At 70.4% G+C, this 14001-nt stretch carries 13 protein-coding genes; 8 read left to right on the forward strand and 5 right to left on the reverse strand.

Annotated elements, in window-relative coordinates:
• Nucleotide 1: 1 nt before the first annotated feature.
• Together BLS97_RS16655 and BLS97_RS16660 are read right to left on the reverse strand one after the other, a co-directional pair.
• Nucleotides 2-571, reverse strand: coding sequence for a hypothetical protein (locus BLS97_RS16655; RefSeq protein WP_090477815.1), 570 nt, complete (start codon nt 569-571; stop codon nt 2-4).
• A complete protein-coding gene (locus BLS97_RS16660) occupies nt 568-1368 on the reverse strand; it encodes an alpha/beta hydrolase (RefSeq protein ID WP_090477818.1) in 801 nt (266 codons plus the stop codon). Before BLS97_RS16660 ends, BLS97_RS16655 begins: the two co-directional genes overlap by 4 nt.
• 221 nt (nt 1369-1589) lie before the next feature.
• Between BLS97_RS16660 and BLS97_RS16665 the strand changes: the two genes are divergently transcribed.
• Genes BLS97_RS16665 through BLS97_RS16675 form a run of 3 tightly spaced genes read left to right on the forward strand, consistent with a single transcriptional unit; the run spans nt 1590 to nt 4294 of the window.
• Complete coding sequence (locus BLS97_RS16665) at nt 1590-2351, forward strand: lysophospholipid acyltransferase family protein (protein WP_090482446.1); 762 nt, start codon at nt 1590-1592, stop codon at nt 2349-2351.
• A gap of 16 nt (nt 2352-2367) precedes the next feature.
• Nucleotides 2368-2895, forward strand: a complete 528-nt coding sequence (locus BLS97_RS16670; protein ID WP_231988151.1) for a polyadenylate-specific 3'-exoribonuclease AS — start codon at nt 2368-2370, stop codon at nt 2893-2895.
• 10 nt (nt 2896-2905) lie between these two features.
• Nucleotides 2906-4294: a class II 3-deoxy-7-phosphoheptulonate synthase gene (locus tag BLS97_RS16675; protein WP_090477822.1), complete on the forward strand. Its 1389-nt coding sequence runs from the start codon at nt 2906-2908 to the stop codon at nt 4292-4294.
• Nucleotides 4295-4314: 20 nt separating this feature from the next.
• On the opposite strand, the gene pknB is transcribed toward BLS97_RS16675, so the two are convergent.
• On the reverse strand, nt 4315-6513 hold the full coding sequence (gene pknB, locus BLS97_RS16680; protein ID WP_090477825.1) for a Stk1 family PASTA domain-containing Ser/Thr kinase: 2199 nt from the start codon (nt 6511-6513) through the stop codon (nt 4315-4317).
• A 101-nt stretch (nt 6514-6614) separates the two neighbouring features.
• On the opposite strand from pknB, the gene BLS97_RS16685 reads away from it, so the two are divergent.
• On the forward strand, nt 6615-6986 hold the full coding sequence (locus tag BLS97_RS16685; RefSeq protein WP_090477828.1) for an Rv2175c family DNA-binding protein: 372 nt from the start codon (nt 6615-6617) through the stop codon (nt 6984-6986).
• Between the two features lie 13 nt (nt 6987-6999).
• On the opposite strand, the gene BLS97_RS16690 is transcribed toward BLS97_RS16685, so the two are convergent.
• Entirely contained in the window at nt 7000-8136 is a 1137-nt protein-coding gene (locus BLS97_RS16690) for a polyprenyl synthetase family protein (protein ID WP_231988152.1), read from the reverse strand.
• A 35-nt stretch (nt 8137-8171) separates the two neighbouring features.
• Between BLS97_RS16690 and metF the strand changes: the two genes are divergently transcribed.
• The 4 genes from metF to BLS97_RS16710 are packed head-to-tail and all read left to right on the forward strand — an operon-like array spanning nt 8172 to nt 12214.
• The gene (gene metF / locus BLS97_RS16695; RefSeq protein ID WP_090477831.1) at nt 8172-9080 is read left to right on the forward strand and encodes a methylenetetrahydrofolate reductase [NAD(P)H]; all 909 of its coding nucleotides are present in this window, start codon (nt 8172-8174) and stop codon (nt 9078-9080) included.
• A 9-nt stretch (nt 9081-9089) separates the two neighbouring features.
• A complete protein-coding gene (locus BLS97_RS16700) occupies nt 9090-10601 on the forward strand; it encodes a potassium/proton antiporter (protein WP_090477834.1) in 1512 nt (503 codons plus the stop codon).
• A gap of 58 nt (nt 10602-10659) precedes the next feature.
• A complete protein-coding gene (lspA, locus tag BLS97_RS16705; RefSeq protein WP_231988153.1) occupies nt 10660-11295 on the forward strand; it encodes a signal peptidase II in 636 nt (211 codons plus the stop codon).
• Between the two features lie 37 nt (nt 11296-11332).
• On the forward strand, nt 11333-12214 hold the full coding sequence (locus BLS97_RS16710; RefSeq protein ID WP_090477842.1) for an RluA family pseudouridine synthase: 882 nt from the start codon (nt 11333-11335) through the stop codon (nt 12212-12214).
• Nucleotides 12215-12249: 35 nt separating this feature from the next.
• On the opposite strand, the gene BLS97_RS16715 is transcribed toward BLS97_RS16710, so the two are convergent.
• Nucleotides 12250-13866 (reverse strand): hypothetical protein, encoded by a 1617-nt coding sequence (locus BLS97_RS16715; RefSeq protein ID WP_157695480.1) that lies wholly within the window; start codon nt 13864-13866, stop codon nt 12250-12252.
• Between the last annotated feature and the right edge of the window lie 135 nt (nt 13867-14001).

The raw sequence follows: 14001 nt of genomic DNA on the forward strand, positions 1-14001 counted from the left end.
CCTACAGCCGGGCTCCGTCGTCCCAGCCCTGGGCGTCGTCGGGATCGGCGGCCCGGGGCCGCAGGCCGTAGATCAGCATCGCGAAACCGCCGACCAGACAGACTAGGGCGAGCACAAGGGCCACGTCGGCCGACACCTGCAGGAGGTCGGGCCGCACCAGCACGAACACCCCGAGCGCCATGAACAGCAGGGCGACCACGGTGCGCCGCTTCGGTTTCGGCACCGGCGGAGGTTCGGGCGGGACGAAGTGCTCGTCGTCGGCCTGCATCTGCGCGGCGGCCTCGGCCTGGGTGGCCTCGAACAGGGCGACCTCCTCGGCTCGCAGAGCCCGGCGCAGCGCGCGGCGGCGCTCCCGCTCCTTGGCCGCGTCGGCCCCGGCCGCCGGGTCCTTCGTCAGATCGACGACGGCCGGCGCCTCGGCGATGGCGGCATCGTCCAGTTCGGTCGGGGTGGACGCCCACACCATGTCGCTCGCGATGCCCGACACGATAGCGGCGAACTCGGCGTCGACCTCCGCGGCCGACCGCTCACGATTCGTCGGGTCGGCGTCGTCCGGTGGCAGTGTGCTCACGTCGTCTGCTCCTCGCTCGCGTTCTGTCCGGCCACCGCCGACGGGTGGGTCACCCGCCGCACGAACTCGACCGAGGAGTCGAAGATCAGTTCAGCGTCGTGGTCGAGCGTGGCCACGTGGTAGCTGCGTTCGAGGACGATCTCGGTGACGTCCGTCGAGCCGATGCGGGCCAGGATCTCGGTGGAGTTCTCCGGTTCGACGACATGGTCGATCCGGGACCGCAGCAGCAGCACCGGGGCCGTCACCCGGGCCAGATCCGTCCGCGTGGAGGCCCAGCCCTTCCGCAGAGCGTCGACTGCCTTCAGGGGTGTCCGGTCGTAGCCGAACTCGGACCGGCCGGGTGCGGCGATGTCGTCGGCGATGCCCTTGAGCGAGGGCACCAGGTGTTTGAGCACGGGTAGCAGTTTCAGCTCCTTGCGCAGGCTCAGGACGGACGGATTGACCAGGACGATCCCGGCGATCGAATTGCCGTGCAGCTCGGCCAGGCGCAGGGTGAGCGTTCCACCCATGGACAGGCCGGCCACCACCACCGAGCGGCACCGTGCGTTCAGGTCGGACAGGGAGGAACTGACGGCGCCCAGCCAGTCGTCGAACGTCGTCCGGTTCATCTGCTGCCAGGTGGTGCCGTGGCCGGGCAGCAGCGGCAATTCGACCGTGAAACCCTCGGCCGCCAGCCGGTCGGCCCACGGACGGAGCGACGACGGATTTCCGGTGAACCCGTGGCACAGCAGGACCCCTACGTCGCCGCCCGGATGACGAAAGGGACGGGAGGATTCGCGGTCCGGGGACGATGCCATCGTTCCTCCTACAGATCCACTCGAAGCGTGGCGGGACACCGACCACCGACCGGTCACTCCATCCTCCCAGATCGCCGCGCGCTATGTCGTCCGTGCCCCGGCCAGTCCGGCAGCGCGGACGGGACCGAGCGCGTACGGTGGGGCGAACATCGCGATGGAACGAGTCGGTGGCAGACAACTCCGTGCGGGTCGGCAACGGTGACGAGAAGGGGCGCTCCAGGGTGCTGTATTACCTTTGCAAGTATGTGCTGATCGGGCCGGTGCTTCGACTCTTCTTCCCGGCCAAGGTCATCGGCGCGGAGAATGTACCGGACACCGGCGGCGTCATCCTGGTCGGGAATCACATCTCCGTCGCCGATTCGTTCTTCACCCCGTTGTTCATCAAGCGTCGGGTGACGTTTCTGGCCAAGAGCGAGTACTTCACCGAGAAGGGTCTCAAGGGCCGCCTGAAGCGGATCTTCTTCAACGGGGTCGGGCAGGTGCCGATCGATCGGGGCGGGGCCTCGGCCGCGCACGACGCGTTGATGACCGGCGTCCGTCTTCTCAAAGAGGGCAAGTGCCTCGGCATCTATCCCGAGGGCACCCGATCCCCGGACGGACGCCTGTACAAGGGCAAGACCGGTGTCGCCCGGATGGCGCTGGAGGCCGGCGTCCCGGTGGTGCCGCTGGCGATGATCGGCACCGACCGGGTCAACCCGATCGGGTCGAAGATGTGGCGTCCTCACCGCATCACCGCCGTCTTCGGCCGCCCGCTGGAATTCTCCCGCTACGAGGGTATGGCCGGTGATCGCTTCGTCGAGCGTTCGATGACCGACGAGATCATGTACCGGCTGATGGAACTGTCCGGCCAGGAGTACGTGGACGTCTATGCGGCCAAGGTCAAGGCGGATCTCGAGGCGAGCGCCGCGAAGAAGGTCGATGCCGTGGTGGAGGGTCGTGGTCCCGGCACCGTGACCCGGCTGCCCGGCACCAAAGCCGGCTGAAGAGGGGTCATTCTTCGTGGTTCTGGCAACACCGACCGGTCCGGTCGCGCGCTACTTCTATGACTGCGAGTTCATCGAGGACGGCCGGACGATCGAACTGATCTCCATCGGCGTGGTCGCCCAGGACGGTCGTGAGTTCTACGCCGTCTCGACCGATTTCGACCCGAGCACGGCCGGGAACTGGGTGCGGCGCAATGTGCTCGGCAAGCTGCCGTCACCGTCGGATCCCAGCTGGCGCAGCCGATCTCGCATCCGCGACGACCTGTTTGCGTTCCTGATGGCGCCGGGGCTGCCGATCGAGTTGTGGGCCTGGTACGCCGCCTACGACCACGTGGTGCTCGGTCAACTGTGGGGCGCCATGCCGGCGATGCCCCGCGAGGTACCGAAGCTGACCAAGGAGATCCGGCAGCACTGGGAGGCGGCCGGCTGCCCATCCATTCCGGAGCCGGGCAAAGACCGTCACAACGCCCTGGCCGACGCCCGCCTCGGATACGCCCGCTGGCTGGCGGCCGATGCGGTGCTGAGCACCCCGGCGAGCCAATAGGCTGAGGCACGTGAACTGGACAGTCGATATCCCAGCGGACATCCTGCCGACCCTGCCCCCGCTCCCCGGCACGCTTCGCGCCGACCTGGACAAGGCACTGGCCAGGCCGGCGGCCCAGCAGCCGGAGTGGCCCGACCCCGAGCAGGTGCTCGCCGTCCGCGCGCTGCTCGAGGCCGTCCCGCCGATCACCGTGCCGCGCGAGGTCGATCGGCTGCACTCCCAGCTGGCCGACGTGGCCAACGGGCGGGCCTTCCTGTTGCAGGGCGGCGACTGCGCCGAGACCTTCGTCGACAACACCGAACCCCACATCCGCGGCAACATCCAGACCCTGCTGCAGATGGCCGTCGTGCTCACCTACGGCTCCTCGATGCCGGTGGTCAAGGTGGCCCGGATCGCCGGGCAGTACGCCAAACCGCGGAGCTCCAACATCGACTCACTGGGTCTGGCCTCCTACCGGGGCGACATCATCAACTCACTGGAGACCACCCCCGAGGCCCGGGTTCCGGACCCGTCCCGCATGGTCCGGGCGTACGCCAACGCCTCCGCCGCGATGAACCTGGTACGGGCTCTGACCGGAGCCGGCATGGGGGATCTGGCCAGCGTGCACGAGTGGAACCAGGAATTCGTCGCCAATTCACGCGCCGGCGAGCGATTCGAACGGATGGCCGGCGAGATCGACCGCGCCATGCGTTTCATGTCGGCCTGCGGCGCCGACTCGCACAGCCTGCACTCGGTGGAGATCTTCTCCTCGCACGAGGCGCTGCTGCTGGACTACGAGCGGGCCATGCTCCGGCTGGAGTCGGGCGGCGACGTCCCGCGGCTGTACGACCTGTCCGGGCACTTCCTCTGGATCGGGGAGCGGACCCGACAACTCGACGGTGCACACATTGCGTTCGCCGAGATCCTGGCCAACCCGATCGGCCTCAAGATCGGCCCCGGTACCACCCCCGAACAGGCCGTCGAGTACGTCGAACGGCTCGACCCGCACGGCACCCCGGGCCGGCTGACCCTGATCTCCCGGATGGGGAACGGCAAGGTCCGTGACGTGCTGCCGTCGATCGTCGAGAAGGTCGAGGCCAGCGGGCACAAGGTGATCTGGCAGTGCGATCCGATGCACGGCAACACGCACGAGGCCTCGACCGGTTACAAGACACGGCATTTCGACCGGATCGTGGACGAGGTGCAGGGCTTCTTCGAGGTGCACCGCGACCTCGGCAGCCACCCGGGCGGCATCCACGTGGAACTCACCGGCGAGAACGTCACCGAATGCCTCGGTGGCGCGCAGGAGATCAGCGATGCCGATCTGGCCGATCGTTACGAGACCGCTTGCGACCCGCGACTCAACACGCAGCAGTCGCTCGAACTGGCCTTCCTGGTGGCCGAGATGCTCCGCAGCTGACCGATTCCGGCGGTACGGGGTTACGGGAAGGCGCTGACCCGGACGGTCGAACCCGGTTCGACGCGGCTGCCCGCCGACGGATCCTGCCCGATCACCGATGACCCGGACGCGCCGAACATCGCGCTCACCGCGGTCTGCAGGCCGAGGGCGGACAGCTGGTCCTTGGCCTGCTGGACGTTGCCCCTGGTGACGTCGGGCACGGATACGGCGTTGGAGCCGGTCAGGGTGACGGCGGGGTTCGCCGGGTCGACGCGGACTCCGGCCGCCGGATCGGTGCCGATGACCAGACCGCCGTCGACGTCGCCGTCGTAGGCCGACGGTCCGACGGTCACCACGAACCCGGACCGCCGGAGATCGGCGGCGGCGGCGTCCAGGGATTCGCCGCGCACGACCGGCACCTCCAGCGAGGTGGCGACGACCAGCGCCACCGCGGACCCGGCCGGCACCAGTTGGCCGGCCGCCGGGTCGGTGCCGGTGATGCTCCCGGGATCGACGTCGGGATCGAACACGTCCTTGTCGGCGGCGACGGTGAATCCGGCCACGATCAGCGCGTTCTTGGCGTCGTCGCCGGCCTTACCGGCCACATCGGGCACCGGGACCGGCGCCGGGCCCTTCGATCGGACGATGGTCACGTCGGCCGCGAGCGGCAGCGTGGTGTCCGGTGGCGGGTCGGTGGTGATCACGGCACCGACCGGGACCGTGCTGCTGTACTCGTCGGTGGCCTCGCCGTAGACCGGGTTCAGGTCGGCGTCCTTGATCGTCAGGACGGCTTGCGCCACCGTGCTTCCCGCCGTGATGGCCGGTACCACCGGGCGGCCGGTCGAGACGACCAGGTCGACCTCGGACCCACGCAGCATCCGGGCCCCGGTGGCCGGCCGGCTGCCCGCGACCGTGCCCTGCGGCACGGTGTCGCTGGGTTCGGTGGACACGTGCGGGACGAGGCCGGCGTTGCGCACCAGGGTCTCGGCCTTCTGTTGTTCGACGTTGACCACGGCCGGCGCGTAGGCCCACCGACCGCTGCCCAGCCACCAGCCGCCGACGGCGGCCGCCGTTCCCAGGAGCAGGACGATGACCGCGACGATCAGCCATCGGCGCAGCCGCGACGGGGTGCGCCGGCGGACGATCGGGCCCGGCTGATCGGGCTCGGGTGGCACGGCCGACCGCAGATCGACCGTGCCCGCGCCGACGCCGGGCACCATCCGGGTGCCGGTCGGGCCGGCCGGCCCGACGGTCGGATGATCGGTCAGGCGGGTCTGCTGGGCGGGCGTCCGGATCGACGTGGCCGCGGAGCGGCCCGCGGTGCCCGTCGGCCGGCCGGCCGGCGCGGCCACCCGTGGGACCGGCACGACGGCCCGGGCCAGCCCGAGCCGGGCTCTCATCGAGACCAGGGCCGACAGGAAGGCCGACGCGTCGCGCGGGCGCGCGAACGGGTCACGCCGGGTCGCCGCCAGGATCAGGTCGTCCAGTTCCACCGGGACACCGGGGGCATCGTCGGTCACCGGCGGGACGTCGGAGTGAACGTGCTGGTAGGCCACCGAGATGGCGTTGTCGCCCAGGTACGGGGTGTGCCCGGTCAGCATCTCGTACGCCACGATGCCGGCCGAGTACACGTCCGACCGTGGATCGGACGCCCCGGTCGAGACCTGTTCGGGCGAGAGATACGCGACGGTGCCCAGGATCACGTCGCCGGTGGCCATGGTCTGTGACGAGATCGCCCGTACCAGGCCGAAATCGGCGACCTTCACCTCACCCTTGGAGGAGATGAGGACATTCTCCGGTTTGACGTCCCGGTGCACCAGGCCGCCCGCGTGCGCCGCGCCGAGGGCCGCCAGCAGCGGTTCGAGGATCGACAGGGTCACCGGAACCGACAACGCGCCGGACTGCCGCATCAGGTCGCGCAGGGTGCCGCCGTCGACGAGTTCCATCACCAGGAACACGATGTCGCCGTCCCGGCCCTGGTCGTAGACGGCGACCACGCCGCGGTGGGCCAGGCCGGCCGCCGTCCTGGCCTCCCGTTCGAACCGGGTCAGGAACGACGGATCGGACGCGAAGGACGACTTCATCACCTTGATCGCCACCGGTCGGTCCAGGCGCAGATCCATCCCGCGGTACACCGTGGACATCCCACCGCGGGCGATGACGGCGCCGACCCGGTAGCGGCCGTCGAGGACGGTCCCGACCAGGGTGGGCCGGGTCCGCCCGCCGCCAGAGGTGCTCACGACTCCCGATCCTAGGAGGACTTGCGCCCCGTCACGGCCCGTTGGCGCCCGCGTCGGACATCGGTTCGACGGCTGACCGTCCGGGATGGGACCCTTGACCGGTGCCGAACAACTCCCCGTCCGCGTCGGGAACCCCCGATTCCGGACCGCCCAAGCTCGTTCCCGTCCCGGACATCGCCTCCGCTCTCGGACTGATCGTCACCCGGGTGCACCAGCTGCTGCGGGAACGCCAGCTGGTCGCCACCCGTGTCGACGGCGTGCTGCGGATCCCGGCCGAGTTCGTCCAGAACGGGGCGGTGGTCAAGGGACTCCCGTCGACCATCACGTTGCTGTCCGACGCCGGCTACACCGACCCGGAGATCATCGACTGGTTGTTCACCCCCGATGACACCCTGCCCGGCCGGCCGATCACCGCGCTGCGCGAGAACCGCGGCCGCGAAGTACACCGCCGGGCGCAGGCCTCGGGTTTCTAGCGTCTCCAGGCACTCACCGGTCGCGAACCGTTGCCGCCCGGGCCAGTCGCAGCAGGTTGTCGGCCGCGATCGGGTGCACGACCGGAACGCCCTGTTCGTCCCGCCCGGCCAGCGCCCTGGTCCCGGCGTCGAACAGAGAGGAGATCCTGGTCTCGATCTCGGCCGGCGCCGTCGTCGCCGCCACCAGGTCGGTCAGCCGGTCGACCTGAGCCGGGAGAAGGTCGGAACCGATCCCGGCGTCCAGCTCGGCCAGCAGCTCCGGCCGGTCCCGCAGGGCCGCCCTGGCCATAGCCAGCAGCACCGTGCGTTTGCCCTCGATCAGATCGCCGCCCGCCGGTTTACCGGTGGCTGCGGGATCACCGAAAACGCCGAGCAGGTCGTCCCGCAGCTGGAAGCCGACCCCGATGACCGCGCCGTATTCGCGCAACGCGGTCACCGTCGCCGGCGAGGCGCCGCCCAGCGCCGCTCCGAGGTGCAGCGGGCGCTCCACCGTGTAGGCCGCCGTCTTGTAGCGGTTGACCACCATGGCGTCGTCGGCCGCGACCTCCGGATCTCCGGATCGGTCGGCCGTGATCCGCAGGTCGAGCAGTTGCCCGGCCAGCACCTCGGTCCGCATCGCTCGCCAGGCCGACAGCGCCCCGGCCGGGCCACCCAGTTGCTCGAACCCGTCCAGGAACAGGTCATCGGCCCAGGCCAGTGCCAGGTCACCGAGCAGCAGCGCCGACGAGAGCCCATAGTGTTCGGCATCACCGGACCAGCCGTGATCGGCGTGCAGCTTCTGCACCGACCGGTGGATGCTGGGCTTTCCCCGGCGGGTGTCCGAACGGTCGATGATGTCGTCGTGGATCAGGGCGCAGGCCTGGATCAGCTCGAGCGCGGCGGCGGCCTGCAGCACACCGGGCGGCAGCCGGTCGCCCGCGGTGAACCGTTCGGCCTCCGGGTGAGCGGCCAGGAAGCCCCAGCACAGGAACTGCGGACGGAGCCGCTTGCCGCCGGCCGAGATGTAGCCGATCAGCCGGTCGACGTCGCCGTCCAGCCGATGGTCGATCGCCACCACCTCGGCCCGGCGCCGAGCCAGCTCGGCCGTCAGGACGGATTCGACGGCGGCGGTGGGATCGGTGTGGGGCGGTGATGACGCGGAGGGATGCACAGGTGCCAGTCTGCATTGCCGATAAGCTGCACCGCATGGTGACCGTCCGCGAGCGCTTGGCCGCGCCTGGCCCCCACTTCTCGGTGGAGTTCTTCCCGCCGAGGGACGACGCCGAGGAGTCGACGCTCTGGCTGGCGATCCGCAAACTGGAGCCGCTGCGCCCGGCGTTCGTCTCGGTGACCTACGGGGCCGGCGGGTCGCGGCGGGATCGCACCATCCGGATCACCGAGCGGATCGCCGCCGAAACCACCCTGCTGCCGGTGGCGCACCTGACCGCGGTCGGGCACTCGGTGGCCGAGTTGCGCCATGTCATCGGCTCGTACGCCTCGGTCGGCGTGCGGAACATCCTGGCCCTGCGGGGCGACCCGCCGGGGGAGGACCCGTCGGCCGAGTGGATCCCGCACCCGCAGGGCCTGAACTACGCCAGCGACCTGGTCGCCCTGACCTGCTCGCTCGGGGACTTCCACGTCGGCGTGGCGGCCTTCCCCGACATGCACCCCAGGTCGCCCGACCTGGAATCGGATACCCGCTACTTCGCCGAGAAGATCGCCGCCGGTGCGGAGTACGCGATCACGCAGATGTTGTTCTCGGCCCAGGACTACATCGGTCTGCGTGACCGGGCGCTGGCCGCCGGCGCCGACGTGCCGATTCTTCCCGGGATCATGCCGGTCACCTCGTATGCGCGACTGATGCGCATCATCGAACTGTCGGGGCAGCGGATCCCGACCGATCTCGCGGAGCGGCTGCTGGCCGTGCAGGGTGATGCGGCGGCCGGACGGGAGATCGGCATGCAGCACGCCATTCAGATGTCCCATCAGCTGCTGGCCGAGGGCGCCCCCGCGTTGCACTTCTACACGTTCAACCGGTCCAAGGCCACGCTCGAGGTGCTGGCCGCGCTGGGCATGGCCGGTACGCCCGATCGCGAACCCGCATTGCAGACCTGAGGGAGAAGGATGGACCTGGATACCGTTCAACGGGCGTTCGGGCTGTCCTCCCTGGTGTTGATCGTGGCGCTGGTCGCGATCCGGCTGTCCCGGCGGCTGGGCCTGCCGTCGCTGTTGCTGTACCTGGGCATCGGGTTGCTGCTGGGCAACCGTGGACTGGGCCTGGAGTTCTCGAACACGATCCTGACCGAGCAGCTCGGGCTGGCCGCCCTCGTGTTCATCCTGGCCGAAGGTGGCCTGACCACGCGATGGGCGAACGTCAGGCCGGCGCTCGGCCTCGGTGTGGCGTTGGCCACGGTGTCGGTGGTGGTCAGCATCGCGGTGGCCGGCGCCGGTGTCCATCTACTGCTCGGCGGCCACCTCGGGCTGGACTGGCGGACGTCCCTGCTCTGGGGCGCTGTCCTGTCCAGCACCGATGCCGCAGCGGTGTTCTCGGTGCTGCGGGGCGTCGGGGTGAAGCCCCGGCTGGCCGCGGCGCTGGAGTTGGAGTCCGGACTCAACGACGCCCCGGTCGTCATCGCGGTTCTGCTCCTGGCCGGGACGACCCAGATCAGCTGGACCGATCCGCTGCTGGTGGTCTACGAGTTGCTCGCGGGGGCGGTGGTGGGCGGCGCGGTCGGATTCGTCGGGGGCTGGAGCCTGCGCCGAGGGGCACTCCCGGCCGCCGGGTTGTACCCGTTGGCCACCATCGCCCTGGTCGGCGGTGCCTACGCCGCCGGTCAGTACCTGCACGCCTCCGGGTTCCTCGCCACCTACATCGCGGCCGTCATCCTGGGCAATTCCCGGTTGCCGCACCGGGCGTCGACACTGTCGTTCGCCGAAGGGTTCGGTTGGATCGCCCAGATCGGCCTGTTCGTCCTGCTCGGCCTGTACGTCGACCCGTTCCAGCTCCCGGCCGCCCTGCTGCCGGGCGCGGCCATCGGGTTGCTCGTCCTGGTGGTGGCCCGGCCGCTGTCGGTACTGGCCGCCGCGTTGCCGTTCCGGATGCCCTGGCGTGAGCAGGCCTTCCTGTCGTGGTCGGGCCTGCGCGGGGCGGTGCCGATCGTCCTGGCCCTGATCCCGCTGATGCTGCGCGACGACGCCCAGTCACGGTCGATGGTCAACATCATCGTGGTCGTGGTCGTCATCTACACCCTGGTCCAGGGCACCACGCTGCCGTTCGTGGCGCGCAAACTGGACGTCATCCAGCTCGGTCAGGCCACCGAGGTGCAGGTCGAGGCGGCGCCCCTGGAGGAGATGAACGCCCAGGTGCTGCAGGTGACGGTGCCGCCGGACTCCCGCATCCACGGGGTGTACGTCTCGCAGCTGCGGTTGCCGCCGAGCGCTGTGATCGCCCTGATCGTCCGGGACGGGGCACCGGTCCCGGTGGAGCCGACGGTGCGGCTGCAGGCCGGCGACCAGATGCTGATCGTGACGCCCGAACGATTCCGGTCGGCGACCGAACGCCGCCTGCGGGCGGTCAGCCGCGGCGGGGCACTGGCCACCTGGTTCGGCGAACGCGGAGACCCGGCCCGCACCTGACCTGCCCTCCGGTACGCGACCGGTCATGGCCCGGCGGGATGTTTGGGACACTGGGGGAGTGAATTCCTCAAGTGAGCCGGAGCAGTCGCGCGCCACGGCCCCGGACGACGACGCCCTGACGTCCACCGACGGTCCCGAAGCACCGGCGGCCGTGACGCGGCCGCTGCGTCCCCGCCGGATCGGTCTCGTCGCCGTCCTGGCCCTGGTGATCATCGTGCTGGACCAGGTGACGAAGCTGCTGGTGGTGGCGCATCTCGACCCCGACGCCCCACCGAAGCGGATCCTGGGCGGCCTGGTCTACCTGTCGCTGTTCCGCAACGCCGGCGCCGCGTTCTCCACGGCCACCGGTGTCACCTGGATCCTGGCCCTGGTCGCGATCGGGGTGGTCGTGGTGATCATCCGGATGGCCAGCAAGCTGCGGTCGACGGCCTGGGCCATCGCGCTCGGTCTGGTGCTGGGTGGCGCCGTCGGCAACCTGATCGACCGGATCTTCCGTTCACCCGGGATCCTTCGCGGGCACGTCGTCGACTTCATCTCGCTGTTCGAACCGGACGGGCGCCACTTCGCCGTCTTCAACATCGCGGACTCCGGGATCACCCTCGGGGCCGTTGCTCTCGTACTGACCGCCATTTTCGGGATCGACATGGACGGCTACCGCACCAAGGACAAGAAGACTGAGGCAGACCGTGGTTGATCGTCGTGAACTTCCCGTACCGGATGGACTGGACGGGATGCGCGCGGACGCCGGACTGGCCCGTCTGCTGGGCATCAGCCGGACCAGCGTCGGCACCATGATCGACGCCGGTGGCGTGCTGATCGACGGCGTGACGGCCGGCAAGTCGGACCGGCTGACTCCGGGTATGTGGCTGGAGATCACGCTGCCCGAACCCGACCGGCCGCTGGCCGTCATCCCGCAGAAGGTCGACGGCCTGGAGATCCTCTACCAGGACGCCGACATCGTGGTGGTCGACAAGCCGGTCGGCGTCGCGGCCCATCCCAGCCCGGGCTGGAACGGTCCGACGGTGCTGGGTGCCCTGGCCGCCCTTGGGGTCTCGCTGAGCACCTCCGGTTCGGAGGAGCGTCAGGGCATCGTGCACCGGCTGGACGCGGGCACCACCGGCGCGATGGTGGTGGCCAAGAGTGAACGGGCCTACAGCATCCTCAAGGACGCCTTCCGGGACCGCACGGTGGAGAAGATCTACCACGCGATCATCCAGGGCTACCCGGATCCGACCTCGGGCACGATCGACGCCCCGATCGGGCGGCACCCCAAGTCGGACTGGAAGTTCGCCGTGGTCGCCGGTGGTCGGGACAGCATCACCCACTACGAGACGATCGAGGCCTTCCGGTCGGCCACCCTGGTCGAGGTCCACCTGGAGACCGGCCGGACGCACCAGATCCGGGTTCACTTCTCGGCCATGCACCATCCGTGCGTCGGCGACACGACCTACGGCGCCGACCCGGTGCTGACCGCGCGGCTGGGTCTGACCCGCCAGTGGCTGCACGCCTACCAGCTGGCGTTCGCCCACCCCGACGACGGTCGCTGGATCCAGTTCACCGCGCCCTACCCGGCCGACCTGATCAAGGCGAAGGCGATCCTGGAAGCGGGCTGATCCGGCCCCTCCGGATCCGGTCGACCGGGCATCGGTCAGGCCGGTCCGAAGCCCCAGACCACGGTCCGGTTGGCCAGGTCGGGACGAACACTCCAGCGCACCTCGGTGACCTCGGTGTCGGCCGGGACCAGGAAGACGGTCCAGCCGGACGCGTGCGTCCCGGCCGGCACACCGACCCGATGGGCCGGATACGGCGCGACGCCCATGGCCGCCTTCTGCAGGATCGCGCCGGTGCTCGACTTCAGCATCAGGTACAGGTCGGGCAGCGACTCGTAGTCGATCTGTCCCTGGTTGGCCACGGTGGTCTGCACCATCAGGGCTCGCTCGCCCGGCTCCAGGCGATACCCGGCCTGGACCAGGATCTGATCCGCCGGGTCGATGATCTGCTGCAGCGACACGGCCAGATGCTCACCGAACAGCCCGGCGACGTTCTGCGTCGGCTGCCCGGAGATCATCGTGCGGCGGGTCGGGGACGAGCCGGGGGGCGGCTGCGGGGCCGGGGTTGCGGCTGGAACAGGTTGCGCGGCAACAGGTTCGGGCTCCACGGCGCCGATCGATCCGGGGACCGCGTGGCGGGACTGGGTGTCGTGCGGCTCCGGCGGAGTGAAGTCGGCCAGCACCGACGGCGGGAACAGCGGCGGCAACGGTGTCACCACCGGCGATCCCGCGGGATTCGACCCGGGGCCCTCCGACGCTTCGTCCTGCTCGTCGAACCGAGAGGGCGGGGGATAGGCCTGCGTGAGATCCGGCGACGATTCAGCGGCGGACGACGTGTCGCCGACGCGCGCCCACGACGAACTCCCCGGTACGCCCCAGGTCGAGGTCTCGACCGCGGCGCTCGCCACCACCGGGACATCAGGCGTGGCCGGGGCGGCCGACTGCTCCGGCATCGCACGGTCCGGCTCCGCCGCCTGGTCGGTGCCGTTCTCGGGCGGCGCGGGCGGGGCCGCCTCGTCCGGTGTCTCGCCGCTCGGCTCGGGGGTCGGGGCCGGTCCCGCGTCCGCGGGTTCGGCCGATGCCGGTCCGGTGGGAGGGGTGCCGAACGGAGGCTGCCCCAGTGGGACGGCGCCGGCGATGGCCTGTTCGTGCGGGGGAACCGCCGAGGCTGGGGGAAGCCCGATCACGGGGGCGGGCGGCATCGGCGGCAAGGGGACCGGCAACTGCTGCACCGGCTGGGATTCCACCGGCGTCGGGGGCGGTAGCGGTGGACCCGGTACCGACGACGGGGGGCTCGACGGCGGCGGGTAGGCGACCGGGGGAGCCTGATCCGGCAGTGGGCCGCCGACCGGGGCGGCCGATGGATACGGAGCGGGCGCGGCCACCGAAGGGGGCAGGGGTGCGGCCGGTACGGCGCCGCTCGCCGGGCCGCCCGGCGCCGCACCGGTCTGATCGGGGAGCGGGAACCCGCCGGTGGCTGGGCCGGCCTGGGCGATCCGCCAGAGCAGCTGACGGTCGCCCTCGGCGACCAGTCGTAGCGGCATACCGCGCTCGGCCATGGTGACGAACCTCGCCGCCGCCTCGGACTGACTCATGCGGGCGTTCCACGCCGCCTGGGGCAGGCCGATGGCGCCGTTGTTGATGATTTCGGCGAGCAGTCGCAGGTCATCGGTGTCGGGCACGGGTCGTCCGGCGGGCAGATCAGGTGTCGTCACGCTCGGGAACGCTACTCGCCGCGACTGTCCCAGGGCACTGTCGGGGCGGCGTGTTAGAACTGGGGAAGGTCAGCCGCCGGGCCGCGAACTGAGATGATGGCGGTCAGGCATTGGCAGTCCTCGTGACGGTCAGGA

This window comes from Nakamurella panacisegetis, assembly GCF_900104535.1.
In the GTDB taxonomy this organism is placed as follows: Bacteria; Actinomycetota; Actinomycetes; order Mycobacteriales; family Nakamurellaceae; genus Nakamurella; species Nakamurella panacisegetis.

Excerpts from the sequence above, each read along its gene's own strand:
- BLS97_RS16700 (WP_090477834.1), top strand. The coding sequence starts at position 9,090 with ATGGACCTGGATACCGTTCAACGGGCGTTCGGGCTGTCCTCCCTGGTG.
- BLS97_RS16660 (WP_090477818.1), bottom strand. The coding sequence starts at position 1,368 with ATGGCATCGTCCCCGGACCGCGAATCCTCCCGTCCCTTTCGTCATCCG.
- BLS97_RS16710 (WP_090477842.1), top strand. The coding sequence starts at position 11,333 with ATGCGCGCGGACGCCGGACTGGCCCGTCTGCTGGGCATCAGCCGGACC.
- metF (WP_090477831.1), top strand. The coding sequence starts at position 8,172 with ATGGTGACCGTCCGCGAGCGCTTGGCCGCGCCTGGCCCCCACTTCTCG.